An 18,357-nucleotide genomic window follows, 5' to 3' on the forward strand; every position below is an offset into this window, starting at 1 on the left:
GCGCCAGTGAAAACCAACAGGAAGGCTGTTTCCCTCTGAATTCTAAGCGGCTCACGGGCGCAGGAAGCAACACACTATCCCTTGCCTGAGATTTCGCCAAAAAATGCGTCGCGAGCCATTGTGCTCCCGCGCTGCTGTGCTTGCTGTTAATGTTTACTCGATCCATGAGCGCTTGCGGTTCTAATTAACAGACCACCCTACACCAGACGCGCTCCCGAACATAAAAGCTGTTCCTGGGCTTCTCAAATGTTTCGCTGAGGCATTCCCAGAAAAACTGTATTCCTATAGCAGGTTTTGCCAAAGGCAAGTCTGCTGCTACAGCCAACTAATGACCAGCCTAAGTCTTGCCCGAAGGATCTGACAATATTATTCTTCTAATATTTACCGACCACGGCAGGCATTTCTGGGCGCGCGGGGCTGGCTACTTCACCTGTATAAGTTGGTGAAATTAGACACCCCATAATTAAAGATAGTCGCTCTTTGACTAACTGGGCAATATTTGCTGTAATTTATGTCATCTAATTTCATAATACAGCAGGGTTTGCAATCGAGCTGTAGTGAGTGTTACAGACTAAAAAATCGGTGCAGATTTCGGCTGAAAAAATTCAGGGAACCGATCGATCCTCCGGCACAAAGCCCAGCTCACGGACTGGGCCCCCAATCAACATTAAACTTTTGAGAGGTGGCTTTTTTAAGTTTCCAGAACAAAACAAAAGCCGGCTTTCAGAAAAAAAGCCGACTTTTGAGATCATTTTACCGACGAAGTGTAAAACTCCTAGCTCGCCGGTGTTGGTTGGATCACTTTCCCCAATCCGATCGCGCGAGTGGGACTACTCTGCAGGAAGTAGAAACAATACCCAAACAAACTCTGAACTATTAAATCAGAGGGCGGCCGGTAGCGCCACGAGTGGGATCGTAAATACCAGCGGTAGTATCAACCCCAGGAGTGCCGTAATCAGTGCGAGCGCTATCGCCGCTGGGATGATAGTCGTAGGTGTTCCAATGCTGAATACCTCCGCGGCTCAGAATGGTTTCAGCTTTAGCGACTTCTGCTTCGCTGCCGTCAACGAGTACCAAGTAATCTCCTCTTGCCACGCGATCGCTGTATGCTTTAGCTTCCTCTTCGGGAATTCCCATACCGACTAAAGCTCCGATCAAGCTGCCCGCAGCCGCACCCAACGCCGTACCGGCGAGTGTAGTGGCGATCGCCGTAGCTGAGGCTCCTGCCAGCATAATCGGCCCGATGCCCGGAATTGCGACTAGACCCAGACCTACCAACAAGCCTGTCAAACCGCCCAAAGTGCCACCTGTGAGGGCGCCCTTTGTGGCCCCTTCATCGGCCTTGTTGTCCGTGCTGTCGTGCACGTCAATGCCTGCGATGTCTCCTTTAGAGTCAGCATCCTTAGCGATGACCGACACCCGATTCATGTCGAAACCGGCAGTTCTCAGTTCTCCCAGTGCGTGTTCCGTCTCGCGGCGGGTTGAAAATACTCCCACGGCGCGCTTCTGGCGACTCGAAGCTCTGCGGCCGGTGTCTGCCGGCACATCGTAAATGCCCCAATCCTGAATGCCCCGGACGCTCATAATTCCTTCGGCGGTGGCAAGTTCGGCATCGGTTCCTTCTACGAATACCAAATATTCACCGCGCGAGACGCGATCGCTATAAACTTTAGCTTTATCTTCGGGAACTCCCAAACCGACCAAACCGCCTACCAAACCGCCGGCTGCCGCCCCAATCGCGCCTCCAATCACAGTATCTGCTAGCAGAGTGGCGATCGCGCCCCCCGCCATCACCGGGCCCACTCCCGGAATCGCTAGTGCCCCAATACTTCCGAGCAACCCAATCAAACCGCCCGTCACGACTCCCGCTGTCGCGCCTGCTTTTGCGCCACCGCCCACTTGGTCGTCGGTACTCTTACCAGCGCTAGCGCCCGCAATTTCGGTGTGATCGAGCTTTTCCCCAACTACCGAAACTTTATTCATCGGAAACCCGGTACTTTGCAGCTCCATCAGGGCTAGTTCCGTATCTCGGTAATTAGAAAATGCTCCTACAGCTCGCTTATGTTGACCTACAGCCATTTTTTTTCTCCTGAAAAATATACTACTTTTACACAACCACAGAATTTATGCTCTGCCATCAATCACATTTAGTCATTTTTTCCCAACAATTTTCATCGGTCGGCGGGAATAACTTCCACCTCTATCTTCAGGTTGGTTTCCCACTAATTATCCGGGCTGAAAAATCGAAAATTGGGAAGGGGAAGTTGCAGGTATTGCGCGAGTTTTGAGTGCGTGAATTTTATATTCAATTTACACTCTATTAACTTAAAACCCCGCTCTCCCTAGAGAGTCACCTAAGCGTTGCGATCCGCTCCCAAAGCAATCTTACCATGCCGCACTTTCCCTCTTCCCTCAGACTTCTCTCCTAGATCACTACATCCTTCTTCCTTCTTTTCCTCGGATTTCTTGCTTCTAATTTATTGATTGCTGCTAGGCGATGCGGGTGCAGCGGGGGCGACAACAGCGGTAACATTCACCTGTTTGACACCCTTAATCTCTTTAGCTAGTGGCTCAATTTTAGCTAAATCAGTTTGATTGGGAACTGTGCCACCTACGGTGACAAGCCCATCTTTTGCCTCCACAGTTAGCTGACCTTTAGTGATGTTTACTTCTAACTTGGACCGCACTTCACTTTGCAGGTCGCCATCAGCTCTGATTGCATCGCCTCCCGTCACATTGTTGCGCTGTTCTCTGGCCCTGATATCCGAATTTGCTTGGTTTTGGCGAATCTGGCTAGTGGCGTCACCCTGAGTTTCTTGAACTGTACCGGCTGGGGGTGGGCTGTTGACATTTCCTGTGGCAGAACTAGGAGCATCAGCGCTAGTTTTAGCCCCGTCGCTGCAAGCAGCACCTCCAAATAATAGGATGCCGCTGAGGAGAATTGGTGTTAGTTTGTTCATAATAGGTTTATACCCTCCGGGTAAACTTTCGATGAGGCTGACTTGGTTGAGCCAGATGGAGCAAGACAGCATCTTTGTTTGTGCTTTCTGATTTGTGCTTTCTGCGCTTTAAAAATCCTTATATCAAATATATCCAGTTGAGCAAGTATCTACATCGCTCCACGGGTGTAAAATTTATCTATGTCGTTAGATAGAGTACAAAAAATACAATAAGGTCTTAAGTCAAATTTAGCGTAATTTAGTTCTGACCACATTATTACTCAGAAACCAGTTTGATCCCGCCTTTTTTGTTGCCCAGGCCAATATTTTCCTAGACACCAAGTTGAAAAGCGTAAGTTTTATTAATAAATTCGATCGCCACTCCCAAGTAATTTTTTTCTCTTCCCTGCAATCTCTGACTTATTCCCTCAACATCTATCCGTTAAATCTGTTAAATCTCCTACACTACTCATTGTAAAACTTCCTGCTTCAAAACAAACGAAAAGAGTCGAGAAATTTTTGAGCATTTTCTGGTTCTCGGGTAGTGGCAACCAGCCCGTAAACGCGCGTTTCCACCAAAAAAACTTGACCTACACCTACAGGTTCATTGGGGGAAAGTGGCTGAAACTCAAATTCTTTTCCCGGATAGCCTCCGAGAGAAATATCTCGCACTTGCAAGAGTTTAGCATTCGCCGCCACGACGAAAACATCAACGGCACTATTTAAAGTTATTCTGATATTATTGATATTATTGTCGCTCAGCCGAAAATCTAGGTCAAAGTATTGAAGCAAATAAGTTTCTTTGTTTTTTAAGTTCGATCGGTATGTATGAGCAATAAGTTGATTTGAAAAAATTTCTGAATTAATTTTAGGAGTTCCCGGCATATCGATCGCAAACTGACCCATAGCCGAGCAAAATGGCTGCCACTCTGGCGTCTGAATTTCTGCCCGCAGCGGGGCTGGTTGAGATGCAGCGGGACGGGCAAACTTGACAGGGTATAAAAGTAATGTAGGAGTAACTAGAAGTAAATACAGAAATTTCATTTGGGTAAAAATTATATATGCCCGATCGATCTGCGCTAGCCTAGAAATATATCTGCAAAGGGGCGATTTATGCTGAATATTATATTTACTCAACGGCGAGGCAACTCTCCCGGACGATCTAAAACCAGTAAAACCAATAAAACCAATATACTCGCTGCTGTAAATACTTGGCTGGCTGTGTGTCTGCTGGCTGCTGTCACAGCTTGTGCAAACAGCCCCAACAGCAAGGCACTCGAAGAATCATTAGCCGCCGATCCGAAATTAAAACAAAACCCAGTAGTTTTCTCTTCCCCGCCACCAGCGACAGCAATTGAGACAAACTCTACCGCCAAACTTCCTCCCGATTTCCCTACAGAGATTCCCCTATATCCTAATGCTGAGTTAATCGAAGTTAGTGGGGAAACAGATCCGTCGCCAAAAAATGTGCGGCTGCGCTGGGAAAGCACAGATCCGGTTAATTCGGTTCAGAACTTTTACTCTACAGAGTTTGGGCGTCGCAACTGGGAAATAGTCAGCCGCCCCACCGCCGAGGGACAAGGTTCTTTGGTAGCAACGCGAGATAATTTGCGGGTAACAGTGTCGCTTTCTCCTACTCAGAAGGTAGGGGGTTCTACAGAATTTGCGATCGACTACAGCAAAGAAAGCCCAGAAATTGCCACCAGTCCCCAACCTAATAATTCCGATTCTAGCCCATCTCCAACCGCTTCACCAACTCCATCTAATTCAGAGGGAACTACTCCAACGCCATCCGCCTCGCCCAAATCAGCAAAAGTTAGCCAACTAGACACCCAAATTCCTCAACAGTTGCGGCAGTATGTGGCTGATTTAAGTCAGTTGGAAGTGCTGAAAGTGCGATCATCGACCGAAAGTGCTAATTTAGAAACTGCCAGCAGTTTGCCCAAACCCAACCAAATTATCACTCGCCGCGAATACGCCCGCTGGTTAGTAGCAGCTAACAATCAGATTTATGCTAGCCGTCAAGCCAAACAAATTAGATTAGCAGTAGACTCTAGCGAACCGGCTTTTTCTGACGTATCCAAAACAGACCCAGATTTTTCAGCAATTCAAGGTTTAGCAGAAGCCGGTGTAATTCCGAGTTCGCTTTCGGGAGAAACTAAAGATGTGAAATTTCGCCCAGACGCACCTTTAACTCGCGAAACAATGATTCTCTGGAAAGTGCCTTTAGATAGTCGTCAAGTTTTACCGACAGCTAACATTGACGGAGTGAAAGAGAAGTGGGGTTTTCAAGATGCTTCTAAGATTGATTCCCAGGCGTCGCGGGCAGTTTTAGCTGATTTTAACAATGGAGATTTGGCGAATATTCGCCGCGTGTTTGGTTTTACTACTCTGTTTCAGCCGAAGAAATCCGTGACTCGCGCCGAAGCTGCGGCTAGTTTGTGGTATTTTGGCGTTCAAGATCAGGGATTGTCCGCTAAAGATGCCCTGGAAGCAAAGTCTCAACCTGTTGAGTAGAGTTTTTTGGGGTGGTTAAAAGTTTTGAACACACCATCTACTTAGCCAAAACAAAGAAATCGGGTTTTTTCTCTGTAACACAACCCGGTTTCTGCGTCCACGACTGACGAAATTGTACCAATTTTTGATTAATCGGCGTGCGATCGTCCGCCACAAAAATTGCAGCTTGAGTTTCTAGGATTTCTGTAAAGATGGCTTACCCAGAAACCGACTTTTATCTACGAAAATGCCCACTAAAACGCGAGGCATATCCGGTAAAAAACCCCGTTTCTTTAATTCTTCTGCGGGAGTTATAGTAAAAAATCCTTTCAATAATTACACATTGGCTTTTCTGTCCTTTTGATCTACCCTAGGGAATAGATTTTTTTGCTTTAATCTTAATTTCTGTATCCTGCCATACAACTGCTGCATTTGGCGGGCAAATTTTATACATATTTTAACTAACGCTTGGTGCAAAACTCTCAGTAGGATTCCGGATGGCTTAGCGGCCTTAACGATAAATGAAAAAGAGTGTTTGAGCTCTGGGAGAGCGTTTTTTAATGTACGATATTACCTTATTTACCCCGCAAGACATGGCTAAATGCAGCTTAGTCCTGCGCCACTTAGGTAGAAATACTGCTAGTATGGAAGCCAGCAGCCAGAAGATTGTTAACTATATTTACCAACATTTTTGCGATTCGCAAACTGGAGAAAATACCTGTGCCTTAGTGCGTTTGTTTAAAACTCATCCCTACGGGGAATTAGAAGACTCATTGCAACAATCCGCCCGCCGCTTGATGAAGGGCAATTCCCCCGCGGCCGACATGAAATGTTGGACTCTGCTAGCAGCCGCCGGCCCAGAACCGCAGTGGAATTCTCGGCACACAGCAGCAGAAAACACAGCTATTCCATTAGTTAGCACAAAATTAGTGGCTCAAATGCCGGCGATTTCGGAAATAATCCGGCAGTTTGGTTTAGACATTCCTACATTCCTCGGAATTGAGCCAGAAAGGTTCCTGCAATTAGAGTCCGCAGTATTAAATATTTTTCACGTATCAGAAGCAAAGGGCAGCCCCTTTATTCCTGAGCAAAATTCCTTAATTATCCCCTACCAAGTCAAGTCTGTCTTGGGATTGGGGGGACTTCTGCCGTCAGGAAGTTTGTTTGCGATAGTGATGTTCCTGAAAGTTAAAATTCCCCAAAGCACGGCTGAAATGTTTAAAGATTTGGCACTTAGTGTCAAAACGGCATTGTCCATGCCCGACGAACAAAGTGTTTTTGAGTATTCAGGAAATTCTAAAAGTTTTGTTAAAAATAACAATTTTGCCGAAACCCAGTTACTCGAACATCAAGTTGCCAATTTGATTGAATTACTGGATTTTTCAGAACAAGAAATGCTCAGACAAGCCACTCGCTTTCAACAGACTATTGACAATTTACAGCGCGAACTAGCCGAATACAAAAATAAAGAACAAGCTTTGAAAGCAAGTCAAGATAAATTTACAGGCATCCTCAATATTCCCAATGATGCTATTGTTGTGGTCGAAGAAACTCAAGTAATTCAGCGCTTTAATCAAGGGGAAGAACAGATTTAAACTAAGCTCTGTGTTTAGTAACCCGGTTTCCTTGATAAACCGGGTTGTTGCTGTGTTTTTTGAGTTATACCAGTTACCAAAAAATATGCTGCAATGATCTGACAATACTCCGGACAGTTTTTGGAACGATACTACAAGCTTACGCGGGGCAAGGAGCATAAAAAAGTCTAATTAAATGCCGCGTCAGGGGTAGAGCTGACATTGATTTAATGATCCACAGTGGCTCAAAGTCAGGCGAGAATAAGCCATTGGGCCATATAAAAACTGTCCGGACTATTGATCTGAGAGTTTAAGGATGATTATATCAAAGTAAACTACCAAGAAAGAATTGATTTAACAGTTAATGTCCTATGCACTTTTGAGGAGTCCCTGAGAAGCCTAAACTATAATTTACTTAGTTGGTGTATGAGTATGTTACTAAAATTGAAAAAAGTCAAAAGGTAAGAAAGCTTTGAGTAAAAAAAGATTTTTTACTTTTGGCTTTTGACTTTTGACTTTTACCACATCCAGTATTCAACTCAAAACTCAAAACTCAAGACTCTTAAGGCGCTGCTGCCGCCCTGCGGTTGGCAACAATCAGATTAGCCTGATACTCTGCCGCTTTTTGCTGAGCCTTTTGATAGTTCGGGCTGGTTGACGGCACTGCTCTCATGAGCCCAACCGCTTTCTGCCATTCGCTTGCTACTGTGATCCACTCATTTTGAGACTGAGCCGTCTGGGCCGAAATTGCTGCCTTCTGAGCTGTGTTAACGGCTTCCCTCCAAGAGTCAGGCTTAGGCGCGGTGGCTTTTGGTGCAGGAGAGGCTGCCTTGGGCGCCGGAGATGCAGCAGCTTTGGGTGATGGAGATGTCGGAGTTGGGCTTGCGGGCGCAACAGCAGTAGGAGCGACTTTTGGTGTAGGAGAGGCTGCCTGTGGCGTACCCGGAGATGCACCCGGAGAGGATGCGGTGGCTTTAGGCGCGGGAGATGCGGGTTTCGGGGAAGGGGAAGCAGCTTGGGGGGCGATGGGTTCTGGGTTCGAGTCGCCGAAGGGGAAAGTTTTAGTAAAGAAAAGGCCTGCGATCACCGCCAGAGGTACTAAGATACCCACAGGTATTACCCATTTGGGAAATTGTTTTTTCGGAGGCGGGGCTTGATCTTCGTCTTCGTCTTCGTCTTCCTCGTCGTCATCTCGATCGAATTCTCCTTCTTGATAATAGTCTTCGCCTTCGGGCTCGACATCATCTAAACCTACGGAGTCGTCAGGCATTCCACTATCCAAGGGGTAAGGCATTGAACCCGCAGGCATCAGATCAATTTCATCTTCCCACGCAGGCGATCCGTCACCTGTTCGACGCCCGTAAACCTTTACAGTGTGAATTGATTCGAGTCCCAGCTTCGTCATGCCGGTGCGGATGAAATCGACCAATACCATTTGATCCGGTACTTTGTCTGCCTCCAGATTTATGTGGAGGCAGCCGTTGTCCCGCGTCACATCGGCGTTGATGCCTTTGGGTTTGAGTGTACGGTTGATGCTAGATGCGATCGCTTTTGGATCGCCTTGCTTGAGCAGTTCCCGCGGGTTCTGTTGTGTCATGGGTAGCGCTCTTTTTTTGGGGGGGGTGGAGAGCCGGCAAATAATATTAACCGATCGGCATTCGGCGGACAATATTTATTTACCACATTAACTTCTACTTTGGCATTCTGAGAGTATTTCTAGTATCTATTGACCTTTTGGCCTGCGAGCCGGCATCAAGCGCATAGCCGAAGAAAGAAATTTGTTGTAAAAATTTACAGTAAGGGCCGATCCTGTGCCCTGTCGCGCATCAGCGAAACAAGCTAGAAAGTTCTATAACTTTGGTTTGCAGGGTTGAGATTTCTTCCCGACCCCGCTTTAAAGAAGCTTCTAACTCTAGCAGCAAAGGCAAACTTTTTTGCAGTTTTTCTAAGCTGGCGTTCTTGACTTCTTGGCGAAAATAGTATACTCGTTTGGGATTGCCGAGGTCTAGAGCTTGAGCAATTTTATCATCGCGATCGCCCGCTTGGATCATCGCTTTTACCCAAAGCCAAATCCGAAACTTACCAGTCAAGCCAGCCACAATCCTCAAACCCGGCTCGTTGCGGGTCGTTAAGCCGGCCAATAAATCCAAAGCGGCGGAGGTATTGCCCTCGCGAATCGCATCGGCTAGCTGGAAGGTATTCTGGGCGTGACAGTGCACCAGTGCTGCAACTTCCTCCGGGTTCAGAGGTTGGCTGCGGTTGCCCGCAAACAGCAGCAATTTTTCCAGTTCGCTGTATAGCTGGCGGGTATCGCTGCCAATGGATTGGGCCAAAAGTTCGATCGCTGTAGCAGTCAATTTGACGTTCATTTCGCCCGCGACTTGGCGCACCCGCTGGGCTAATTCTTTGTCATTCCAAGGCGGAATCGGTGAAAATTCCCGCACTTGGGCGGCGGACTGGGAAATTAACTTGGTAGATTTGAGCCGGCTGTCGGGTTTTTTGACGGATGTCAGCAGCAACACGGTGGTAGGGGGAATCACCGGCAGCGTTCGTTCAAATTGTGCTAACAGTTCTGGAGAACACTGCTGCGTTACAGTCGTATTTGCCAGCCAGACAAAACGGCTGCCGGTACCGAAGGGCGGCGTTAAGGCTCGATCGAGCCCTTCGACCACAGCGTCGGCTCGATCGGCAATAATTTTGTCATAGTTAAAACTAGCCCAGTTGGGGTCGAGGACTGTTTGGCGCAAACTTGTCACAGCCTGGGCCATCGCAAAATCGTCTTCCCCCCAAAACAGGTAAATTTGCATGAAAAACGCTCAGTAGCCAAAAAAATCAGAGTTGCACGTTCCGCAAGTCCAACATATCCTGAATAGGACTGTTGGAAGCCCGCACCATAATATAAAATTTGGTGTGGGAGTTTGTCACCGCGAGGAAATCAAGATTGGATGATACTTATCAAGCTTACGTAAATCGGGTGGCGCGAATGACGCTGCTGGACTCCTACAAGTCCCAGGTGGAACACATTCAGGAATCTCCAAAGTTTAAGCCCGACGAAGCAGGCCGGAGAACTCCTGTACCTTTTCCAGGTTATTCAGTGATTACGCCGCCTGCGGGGGAAGATGCAGAAAATGCTGCATTCTATAGTAATTTGCACTCGATCCAACAACGGCTATTGCAGGAAATAGCGGAGGGTGCGATCGTGGCACTGCCTCCTGATAGCTTCCATTTAACCGTAGCCGATTTGATTTGGAGCAGCGCTTTTCGAGATGCCTCTGATAAAAATCCCGAATTTGAGGAGCAACTGCGCTCGCGCATGGCCGATCGTTTTGCCGCCTGCAAACCCTTGGCGGGCGGCGCTCCCATTCGCTGGATAGTGCTGGGGTTGATGGTGATGACTAGAGCTGTGGGTGTTTGTTTGGCACCGACGGACGAAAACTCTTACAAGCAAATTCTGGAGTTTCGCCGATCGATCTATCAAAATCCCGATTTAATGGCTTTGGGAATTGAACAGCAATATCATTTCACGGCACACATTACTCTGGGTTATTTTGGGGACATCGGGCCGAACCTAGACCGCGATCGCTTGTGCGCTTTGCTGTCAGAGTTAAACGAGCAATGGCTGGACACGCCGCAAGAACAGTCCGTAAACCGAGTGGAACTGCGGAAGTTTGAGGACATGGCTACCTACCTCCGGCAACCGGAATGGCCTGTTTTTGAGTTTTAACGAAGGAAGAGGGAAGAAGGAAGAAGGAAGAAGGAAGAAGGAAGAAGGAAGAAGGAAGAGGATCGATGTGAAGATTTTTTCCCATCTCCCACTCTCCCCATCTCCCACTCTCCCACTCTCTCGCCCCCTCTCCCCTCTCCCCTGTGACCAAAAATTTTGGGTCTCAAGCCCCGTCATAAGCTTGACGGCTTTATGTTATAATTTAATTGGTTGAAATACCCACCTAAGATTGCAGCGATATATACTCATTTTGAGTTGAAACCGGGACTGATCCAGTAATAGGGAAAGACCCAAGGGCAATGGTTAAAATCCAACCTGGAAGCAAAATAAAAAGTATTGTTAATGTTTTTTAAACAAAACGATACATATAGTCTGGATAGGGCATTGCCACGACTTAAAATGAACATGGAGAGGCTCGTAAAACTACTTCGGTAGTATTGGTCGATGAAGTGTTAAGAATCCCCGCACCTTGATAGTCGGGGAGTATGTCAAAATAGTCAGGATATTGCCTATTAAATGCTTTAATTATTTTTGTTTGGCAGTAAAGTCAAGGGAAAAATTTATGAAAAACCAGGAAAAATCAGTAATTCTGGTTTTTTACTTTTTGCTTAAAAAGTGAAAGTACACGTTGTTGGTATAGGTTTAGATGGAGCTTCTGGGCTGAGTGAGTCGGCGCGGCAGGTTGTAGAAAGGGCCGCTCTATTAGTAGGGAGCGATCGACATTTGAGCTATTTTCCACAGATCTCCTGCGAGCGCTGGGTGCTGGCAGATTTGACGACCGCAATTGTCGAAATTCGGCGTTGGTTGGCTCAGGAGGCGGATTTAGAGCCGGATGCGGGGACGTTGGACACCCCCATGTCCTCCTCTCAACTAATTGTAATTTTAGTGGCCGGCGACCCGCTGTTCTACGGCTGGGGAAAGTTGTTAATTTCCCAATTGCCGGCAGAAAAATTAACTTTTCACCCCCACGTCAGTTCTGTGCAGTTGGCTTTTAACCGCTTGCAAATCCCTTGGCAAGATGCTCATTGTGTAGGCTCTCAAGGACGCTATTTTGAGGAGCTGACGGCGAAGGTGAAGCTCGGTGTGGAGAAGATTGCGGTGCTGGCGGACGAAGCTCATACTCCGGCTGTACTGGCAAGTTTGGTGAAAGCTCTAGATTTGCCGACACGCTACAAGTTTTGGGTTTGCGAAAATTTGGGGGCTGCCGAGGAACGGGTAAGCCCCAAGTCTCTGGAAGCTTTGCTGGGAGAGTCTTTTGCACCGCTGAGCGTGGTGGTGATGCTCCGGGAGTCTCCGCCGGGGGCAGAACCTTTGGATTTGGAAAAGTTGCCTTTGTTGGGAATACCGGATGCAGCTTTTATCGGTTGTGGCGACAAGCCTGGTTTGACGGTTGAACGGGAAGTGCGGGTGTTGGTGCTGGCACAATTGGCTTTGCAATCGGGACAAGTTGTCTGGGATGTGGGTGCTGGTAACGGTTCTGTGTCGATCGAGATTGCTCGTTTATTCCCGCAGTCTGAGGTTTACGCGATCGAAAAAACGGTTTCTGGTACTTCTGCGATCGAGTTCAACTACGGCCGTTTTGGGCTGCAAAATGTGTTTTCGATTTACGGAACCGCCCCGGAAATCTTGCACCGCTTGCGTCCTCCGCACCGGATTTTTATTGGCGGTAGTGGCGGAGGGTTGACTAAAATTTTGGGCGTTTGCGCGCTGCGGCTGCTTCCTGGAGGCTCGATCGTGCTGGCTTTGGATGCTTTTGAGGATATTGCTGTTGTTTTGAGCTGGATGGGCGATCGGGTACGCCGGGAACCGCACTGGAGTTACCGAATCGTGCAAGTGCAATTGTCGCGTTCTGTAAATGCGGGCAATTTGACTCGTTTTGACTCGCTGAATCCCGTTTCGATTGTGACGATCGATCGACGATTAGATTGATGTCGGAATTTTTACCGGTGATTTAAGGTGATTAGTGCTGAGTAACGCTGATTTGAGTCAGGAATAGTAAGGTTGCGGTTCCTAGTAGCAATAAAATGCCGGCTGCACCTGCTAGCGGTTTTGCTGCTATTCCTGTAATCCATTCCGGTGCGCGGCCTGTGGGATTAATTGCGCCTTCTGTATCTACGGTAGTTATACCCCAAATCCAAGCTGCGTGAATGCCGATCGCCAATCCTAAACTGCCATTGTCGGCGATGCGGGCTAATGTTAAAACCATCCCCATCAGCCACAATCCGGGCAGTTGCGGTAGAGTTTCTTTGGCTGCCCAAATTAGGTGGGCGATCGCGAAAATAAAACTGGCGATCGCTGCTGCGATTAGCATTGAGTAATCTTGCTGGAGAATTGTTTGCAAGCAGCCGCGAAAGATTAACTCTTCTGTGGCGCTAATCCACAGTCCTAATAACAGAGTCAGCAGACTAGCAGGGTTAAAAATTAAAGTCCACAAATTAATTTTTTTTTCGCCTGTTTCCGTGGAAGCCTCGCTTTTTTTTAGCTCGATCCAGCCTGTGGCTAATTGCAGACCGAATAAAATTACTAAGCTAATTATTCCTAATCCTAATCCCCGCATTAATGACATCAAAACTGCGGGTTGCCAATCCCAACCCCAGTTAACAAAAGATGTGTTTTCGATCCAACTTGTCGCCCATAAAATGAAGGGGACAATCACGTAGAGGGAAGCTAGTAAAGGTAGTTTTTTGTTTCCCAGGGGTTGGGGTGGATGCCATTTGAGGGCGATCGCCAGCACAATCGCTATGGGCAGCCACACAACAATCCAAGTCAAGAAAAAGAAGATTATTTTGACAATTGCTGGTATTGACGGCGACATCAATTGCAGGTTGTTTATCGTATTCCACATTTAAGAGGTTGCAACTCTAATACTGTTGGCTGTTGACTGTTAACTGTTAACTGTTAACTGTTAACTAATGACTACTGACTACTGACTACTGCCAACTGCCAACTGACTACTGCCAACTGCCAACTGACTACTGCCAACTGCCAATTGACTACCGATCGAGCTTGCGCTGAATTTGCCTCAAAGACTGGTACATTTCGGGCAAGCGGTTATAGACTGCTGTGGCTTTGAGAAATAGTTTGTGGGGAATTGCTGGAATGCCCGTCACGATCGCACCTGCGGGCACGTCGCTGTGAATTCCGGCTTTAGCAGTGGCGATCGCCCCATCTCCGATTTTGGCTTGATTAGCAATTCCTACTTGACCTGCCAAAATTACATTGTTGCCAATTTTTACTCCGCCGGCCATGCCAACGTGAGCGGCAAACGCGCAATTTTTTCCTACTTGACAGCCATGACCTACGTGTACTAAATTGTCGATTTTTGTATTCTGGCCGATGCGGGTTTCTCCTACAGCGGGCCTGTCGATCGTGCTGTTGCAGCCAACCTCAACGCCCTCTTCTAATACAGTGCAGCCAGACTGCTCCATTTTCACCCATCCTGTGCCTGTCGGCACGAACCCAAAACCTTCGCTGCCGATCGCCGCACCGCTGTGAATCACGCAATTTGCCCCGATGCGAGTACGTTCGTGAATGACACAATTAGCGTGTAAAACTGTGCCGACGCCTATTTCCGCATCTGGGTAAATTACGACATTTGGGTGAATGCAAACGTTGCTGCCAATTTTGACTTTTGCTTGAATAACGACGTGGGGGCCGATATAGACATTTTCACCAATTTCTGCTGAGGGGTGAACGACGGCTGAAGGATGAATTTCGGATGCTGGGCGAAACGGTTGATAGAAAATGGCGATCGTTTCAGCAAACAGCAATCGCGGATCGGCTGCGGCAATCCAAGCAATGTTGCGATCGGTACATTGAGCTTGGAGGCTTTCATCTAAGGGTAAAATTAAAGCCGAAGCATTTGTAGTGGCTGTATGAACGGCAAATTTAGCACCTTCTATATAACTGATTGTGCCCGATGGAGCTTCATCAACAGGGGCAGCGCCAGTAATTTCCGGATCGGTAGCAACCGACGCTGTGAGGGTGCGACTGGTGGCTAAGTTAAGTTTTTGTACTATTTCGCTAAACTTCATCTATAAAAATTTGTTGTTAGCACAGATCGATCATAGTTAAAAATACCAGGTTTGGAGCACGATCTCAGCAGTTGCCATTTAAAAAACAAAAACCCCGATTTCTGGAAGAAGTCGGGGTTGTAGCGCTCGATTATTTTTGGCAATTATTGTACAGAAACTGCATCTACGTCAACGGTGCTGCCGTTGGCTTCAGAATAATTGGCACCGGTGGCTTCGGATGCTGAAGCTGTCTCTGTTTGGCGAGATTTAAAGTAGTCGATCGCCATTTGTGAAACTTCGGAAATCAGCAAGACTGCGATCGCCACATCGTCAATTTGTCCGATGACGGGGAGAAAGTCTGGGGCAATGTCGATCGGGCTTACCAAATATGCCAGCGTTCCCAGAATAATCCACCAGCGGTATTTGGGGTTGCGGAGGGTGTCGCGGTACCAGTTGTAAACAGATTGTATAGAAAAGTTCATGGGGTTGTCCTCTACTTATATTTTCAATCTTGACAAATTGTCGCTCGAAATGCTTGTGGAGATATCCCCCCTAGGGTTGGCAAGAGACTTCTACCTGGGAGTATAGGGAATTGGGGAGGGAGAAGTTGTCAAGCTGTGTGGAAAGGGCGGGGACTCTTGACAACGCGCCTACAGAAACCTGACAGATGAAAGCCGATGGAATTTATCTGTGTTTATCTGCGTTTATCTGCGGTAAAAAAAAACATTCATATTGTTGACTGTAGATTCGGCATCTATTACTTTTATATCGTGATTAAAGCAAGTTACTTAGATGGGGATTTTTTAACTGTAGATGTCAGCAGATAAACACAGATGAACGCCGATGGGATTTATCTGTGTTTATCTGCTGTTTAAACAAATCTTCATCTCTCTCACTCACTAATCTTGAAAGATCCATTTTTGGTCGCCGATCGCAATTTCGCAGCCATTGGGCAGCCAAAAAGGCTCGTTAGTAGCCAGCCTCTGCCCACCCACAAAAGTGCCGTTGGAACTGCCACTATCGACAAGCTGATATCGCTGTTTGCCAATTTCGTCAGTGGCGCGGCGGATTTGAGCGTGGTAGCGGGAACTTTGCGGATCTTGTAATACTAAAGTGTTGGTTGGTTCGCGTCCAATTGTAAAGGGATTGGCCGTTAAAGCGATCGCTTCTCCAGAAAGTTTGTAGATTAAATATGCGGTTGTTTTGCGATCGCTGCTTGCGAGTACCGTTGGTGCAAGTTGGGGAGGATTTCTCCCAGGAGGGAGACTGTTTTGAGCAAGTTGTTCTGTCAGTTGTTGTAAATCTCGATCGAACCCCGCTGCTGTGTCAGAAGCTGGAAGACTCGCAGGAGAATTACCTGAAATTAAGTTTAACTGCTGTACGGGAGATTGAGGAACAATGGGCCGGCCTGCTTCGGCAATTCTCATTTGCAGGGCGGCGGCATTTTCTGCTTCCTGTCGGGCACTCATTCCCTCAACTTGGCGAATAACTCCGTTTGTTTCGGGAAAGCTGACATCGCCAATTCGCACGTCTTCTAAGTTAAAACCTAGGGTATAAAAATCTTGGACGCGATCGAGCAAATTTTGGCGCAGCAACAGCCGTCCTTGACTGATAAGCTGTTGTAGGGGTATTTGCCCGATCGCTAATCCCATACAATCCTTAACTGCACTTGCTAAAACAGCTATAGGATCGGACAATTCCAAAGCTACTCGTTTCGGATCTATAACTTGATAAATAACAGTCAGAGTAGCATCAATTAAAAACCGATCCTTAGACAAAAAATCTCCGTGCGACTGAACGTCCAAATTGCGGAGTTTGGTGTCTACAAGGACAATTTGAGCCTGTTCCAGCAGGGGAAGGGCAAAGCTGAAATGTCGCCCGGATTTTAGGGTACGCACGGCGCGGCCGTTTTTGACCAACAGCCCCGTGTAACCGGCCCCTATAAAGTCCATACTAAACCCGGCCCAGCGTTCTGGAGTTATCGTTTGAATCAGGGGAGAAGCGTTGTTCATGGGAGGGAGTTGAGGGAGCGAAGATTCTATTTTTAGGGTAACAAATTGCTGGGGGCGAGCGATCGGGGGGTGTGCCGGTTCCGCAACCTCTATTCTATACTTCTAGACACCCCGCGATTCAGGCCGGACTGGATCTAGTTTGCATCTAGTTGATGGTGGGGGCGATCGAAATACTGTTCGTAGGGTGCGTCCGAGCCGAAAAACTTGTTGAAATCGAAAGAATTAATGTCTGACGCACCCTACAATTTGCTGTAACTGTGACTATTTGTGGTAATATTAAAGAAATTAAAAATTACCAATTAATAGCCTTTAACTAAAATGTCTCAGGAATCAATCATCACAGAACATATCGAAATCACGCCTGGGGTGCTGGGTGGTAAACCGTGCATTGCCGGTCATCGAATTGCTGTAGCACACATCGCCGAAATGTATCTCCAAATGGGGATTTCTATAGAAGAAATCGCGGGCAAGTATGATTTGCCACTGGCCTCGGTTCATGCAGCAATGACCTATTATTACGATCGTAGAGAAGAAATCGATCGTCGCACTGCTGAAAGTCGAGCTATTGTGGAAGAATTAAAGCGCAACAGTCCACCATCTCCGTTACAAGAAAAATTGAGGGCAATTAGAGGTGATTGAGCAAATTCGTTTTCATTTAGACGAACATATTGACTCTAATATTGCGCGCGGTTTGCGTCGTTACGGCATAGATGTTACAACAACGGTTGATGCAGGATTGCGTACAAAAAGCGATGAGTCACACCTGGAATTTATTCGCTTCGAGCAGCGCGTGATAGTAACTCACGATGACGATTTTTTAATTATGGCAAGCGATACCACCGATTATCCGGGGATTGTCTATTGTCCTCCTAATTCTCGTTCTGTTGGCGAGATTATCCGTAGTTTGATTTTAATTTATGAAGTCTATAAACCTGAAGAAATGATCGGAAGGATTGAATATATTTGACATGATTGTAAGGCGATCGCACTTTCGGAAAATAAGGGCGATCGCATTTAACCAAAACAACTTTGCCCGCCCCTCCTGTGGTAATCTAACCCCTAATCTTGCCGTACTTACGCTCTAAGTAATCCGGCATGATTGTCGGGCGATAGATAGTCTGTTCCCATTCGCGATATTTCCCCAGCTCGTCAAAGTGATAAGTGTTAGGGTGGCAGTAGCGCCCATCGGGGAACTTGTATGTACACTTTCCCTCTTTATGGGTAGCCCAAGGCTGGTTTTTGCGATATTTTGACCAATGTCGCCCCACACTCCCGTCTAGCAAGTCGGTTTCACCTACAGGCATTTTGAGTACAGATTGGACATGAATGAGCAGGTGACTTGATTCGGAAAGGACACACCAATGTCCTTCTTGGATACCTGACAAGCTACCTGATAGCTGCTCAATCCGCTTGATGTAACCAGTAATTTCGCAAGTTTTCATTTGATTTCTCCTCTGTGGTTTGTTGAACAAAGGAGAAGTTCGTTGGCCAACTGTTCTTCTCACACTTCCATAATCGTGAGTTAGTAAGGGTTTGGCATGATCGTATTTAGATCGGATCTAAGATGATCTAAAATTGATCTTGACATCTCATAAATTA

At 47.0% G+C, this 18,357-nt stretch carries 17 protein-coding genes; 6 read left to right on the plus strand and 11 right to left on the minus strand.

Annotation, left to right across the window (positions count from 1 at the left end; genetic code table 11):
• Nucleotides 1–876: 876 nt before the first annotated feature.
• From QUA70_RS08255 to QUA70_RS08265, 3 genes are all read right to left on the minus strand, one after another.
• Nucleotides 877–2,079: a histidine kinase gene (locus QUA70_RS08255; RefSeq protein ID WP_333331709.1), complete on the minus strand. Its 1,203-nt coding sequence runs from the start codon at nt 2,077–2,079 to the stop codon at nt 877–879.
• 398 nt (nt 2,080–2,477) lie between these two features.
• Nucleotides 2,478–2,960 carry a BON domain-containing protein gene (locus QUA70_RS08260; RefSeq protein WP_333331712.1) on the minus strand — a complete coding sequence of 161 codons (483 nt, stop codon included), beginning with the start codon at nt 2,958–2,960 and terminating at the stop codon, nt 2,478–2,480.
• A 468-nt stretch (nt 2,961–3,428) separates the two neighbouring features.
• Nucleotides 3,429–3,983, minus strand: a complete 555-nt coding sequence (locus tag QUA70_RS08265; protein ID WP_333331715.1) for a hypothetical protein — start codon at nt 3,981–3,983, stop codon at nt 3,429–3,431.
• 69 nt (nt 3,984–4,052) lie between these two features.
• Here QUA70_RS08265 and QUA70_RS08270 point away from each other — a divergent pair, with 69 nt between their 5' ends.
• Nucleotides 4,053–5,456, plus strand: a complete 1,404-nt coding sequence (locus tag QUA70_RS08270; protein WP_333348722.1) for an S-layer homology domain-containing protein — start codon at nt 4,053–4,055, stop codon at nt 5,454–5,456.
• Between the two features lie 539 nt (nt 5,457–5,995).
• On the plus strand, nt 5,996–7,030 hold the full coding sequence (locus QUA70_RS08275) for a histidine kinase (protein WP_333348720.1): 1,035 nt from the start codon (nt 5,996–5,998) through the stop codon (nt 7,028–7,030).
• 541 nt (nt 7,031–7,571) lie between these two features.
• Here the strand turns inward: QUA70_RS08275 and QUA70_RS08280 are convergent.
• Together QUA70_RS08280 and holA are read right to left on the minus strand one after the other, a co-directional pair.
• Nucleotides 7,572–8,606 carry a hypothetical protein gene (locus QUA70_RS08280; protein ID WP_333348718.1) on the minus strand — a complete coding sequence of 345 codons (1,035 nt, stop codon included), beginning with the start codon at nt 8,604–8,606 and terminating at the stop codon, nt 7,572–7,574.
• 229 nt (nt 8,607–8,835) lie between these two features.
• Complete coding sequence (gene holA, locus QUA70_RS08285; RefSeq protein WP_333348716.1) at nt 8,836–9,816, minus strand: DNA polymerase III subunit delta; 981 nt, start codon at nt 9,814–9,816, stop codon at nt 8,836–8,838.
• A 176-nt stretch (nt 9,817–9,992) separates the two neighbouring features.
• Here holA and QUA70_RS08290 point away from each other — a divergent pair, with 176 nt between their 5' ends.
• Nucleotides 9,993–10,733 carry a DUF1868 domain-containing protein gene (locus tag QUA70_RS08290; protein ID WP_333348728.1) on the plus strand — a complete coding sequence of 247 codons (741 nt, stop codon included), beginning with the start codon at nt 9,993–9,995 and terminating at the stop codon, nt 10,731–10,733.
• 615 nt (nt 10,734–11,348) lie between these two features.
• Nucleotides 11,349–12,662, plus strand: coding sequence for a precorrin-6y C5,15-methyltransferase (decarboxylating) subunit CbiE (cbiE, locus tag QUA70_RS08295; protein WP_333348715.1), 1,314 nt, complete (start codon nt 11,349–11,351; stop codon nt 12,660–12,662).
• Between the two features lie 31 nt (nt 12,663–12,693).
• Here cbiE and QUA70_RS08300 read toward each other — a convergent pair whose 3' ends face one another.
• The 5 genes from QUA70_RS08300 to QUA70_RS08315 form a co-directional block, all read right to left on the minus strand.
• The gene (locus tag QUA70_RS08300; protein WP_333348713.1) at nt 12,694–13,578 is read right to left on the minus strand and encodes a CPBP family glutamic-type intramembrane protease; all 885 of its coding nucleotides are present in this window, start codon (nt 13,576–13,578) and stop codon (nt 12,694–12,696) included.
• Nucleotides 13,579–13,656: 78 nt separating this feature from the next.
• Nucleotides 13,657–13,722, minus strand: a complete 66-nt coding sequence (locus QUA70_RS28555; RefSeq protein WP_445251648.1) for a hypothetical protein — start codon at nt 13,720–13,722, stop codon at nt 13,657–13,659.
• Between the two features lie 4 nt (nt 13,723–13,726).
• Nucleotides 13,727–14,767: a UDP-3-O-(3-hydroxymyristoyl)glucosamine N-acyltransferase gene (gene lpxD / locus QUA70_RS08305; protein ID WP_333348711.1), complete on the minus strand. Its 1,041-nt coding sequence runs from the start codon at nt 14,765–14,767 to the stop codon at nt 13,727–13,729.
• A 143-nt stretch (nt 14,768–14,910) separates the two neighbouring features.
• Nucleotides 14,911–15,228 carry a YkvA family protein gene (locus QUA70_RS08310; protein ID WP_333348710.1) on the minus strand — a complete coding sequence of 106 codons (318 nt, stop codon included), beginning with the start codon at nt 15,226–15,228 and terminating at the stop codon, nt 14,911–14,913.
• A gap of 417 nt (nt 15,229–15,645) precedes the next feature.
• Nucleotides 15,646–16,758: an SPFH domain-containing protein gene (locus QUA70_RS08315; RefSeq protein WP_333348708.1), complete on the minus strand. Its 1,113-nt coding sequence runs from the start codon at nt 16,756–16,758 to the stop codon at nt 15,646–15,648.
• Nucleotides 16,759–17,076: 318 nt separating this feature from the next.
• Here QUA70_RS08315 and QUA70_RS08320 point away from each other — a divergent pair, with 318 nt between their 5' ends.
• Both QUA70_RS08320 and QUA70_RS08325 read left to right on the plus strand, forming a co-directional pair.
• Nucleotides 17,077–17,397, plus strand: coding sequence for a DUF433 domain-containing protein (locus QUA70_RS08320; protein ID WP_333348706.1), 321 nt, complete (start codon nt 17,077–17,079; stop codon nt 17,395–17,397).
• Nucleotides 17,390–17,725, plus strand: a complete 336-nt coding sequence (locus QUA70_RS08325) for a DUF5615 family PIN-like protein (RefSeq protein ID WP_333348704.1) — start codon at nt 17,390–17,392, stop codon at nt 17,723–17,725. Before QUA70_RS08320 ends, QUA70_RS08325 begins: the two co-directional genes overlap by 8 nt.
• Nucleotides 17,726–17,810: 85 nt before the next feature.
• On the opposite strand, the gene QUA70_RS08330 is transcribed toward QUA70_RS08325, so the two are convergent.
• Entirely contained in the window at nt 17,811–18,200 is a 390-nt protein-coding gene (locus QUA70_RS08330; protein WP_333348702.1) for a hypothetical protein, read from the minus strand.
• Nucleotides 18,201–18,357: the final 157 nt, after the last annotated feature.

The organism is Microcoleus sp. LAD1_D5 (assembly GCF_036702115.1).
GTDB lineage: Bacteria > Cyanobacteriota > Cyanobacteriia > Cyanobacteriales > Microcoleaceae > Microcoleus.

Excerpts from the sequence above, each read along its gene's own strand:
- QUA70_RS08255 (WP_333331709.1), bottom strand. The coding sequence starts at position 2,079 with ATGGCTGTAGGTCAACATAAGCGAGCTGTAGGAGCATTTTCTAATTAC.
- QUA70_RS08260 (WP_333331712.1), bottom strand. The coding sequence starts at position 2,960 with ATGAACAAACTAACACCAATTCTCCTCAGCGGCATCCTATTATTTGGA.
- QUA70_RS08265 (WP_333331715.1), bottom strand. The coding sequence starts at position 3,983 with ATGAAATTTCTGTATTTACTTCTAGTTACTCCTACATTACTTTTATAC.
- QUA70_RS08270 (WP_333348722.1), top strand. The coding sequence starts at position 4,053 with ATGCTGAATATTATATTTACTCAACGGCGAGGCAACTCTCCCGGACGA.
- QUA70_RS08275 (WP_333348720.1), top strand. The coding sequence starts at position 5,996 with ATGTACGATATTACCTTATTTACCCCGCAAGACATGGCTAAATGCAGC.
- QUA70_RS08280 (WP_333348718.1), bottom strand. The coding sequence starts at position 8,606 with ATGACACAACAGAACCCGCGGGAACTGCTCAAGCAAGGCGATCCAAAA.
- holA (WP_333348716.1), bottom strand. The coding sequence starts at position 9,816 with ATGCAAATTTACCTGTTTTGGGGGGAAGACGATTTTGCGATGGCCCAG.
- QUA70_RS08290 (WP_333348728.1), top strand. The coding sequence starts at position 9,993 with ATGACGCTGCTGGACTCCTACAAGTCCCAGGTGGAACACATTCAGGAA.
- QUA70_RS08300 (WP_333348713.1), bottom strand. The coding sequence starts at position 13,578 with ATGTGGAATACGATAAACAACCTGCAATTGATGTCGCCGTCAATACCA.
- lpxD (WP_333348711.1), bottom strand. The coding sequence starts at position 14,767 with ATGAAGTTTAGCGAAATAGTACAAAAACTTAACTTAGCCACCAGTCGC.
- QUA70_RS08310 (WP_333348710.1), bottom strand. The coding sequence starts at position 15,228 with ATGAACTTTTCTATACAATCTGTTTACAACTGGTACCGCGACACCCTC.
- QUA70_RS08315 (WP_333348708.1), bottom strand. The coding sequence starts at position 16,758 with ATGAACAACGCTTCTCCCCTGATTCAAACGATAACTCCAGAACGCTGG.
- QUA70_RS08320 (WP_333348706.1), top strand. The coding sequence starts at position 17,077 with ATGTCTCAGGAATCAATCATCACAGAACATATCGAAATCACGCCTGGG.
- QUA70_RS08330 (WP_333348702.1), bottom strand. The coding sequence starts at position 18,200 with ATGAAAACTTGCGAAATTACTGGTTACATCAAGCGGATTGAGCAGCTA.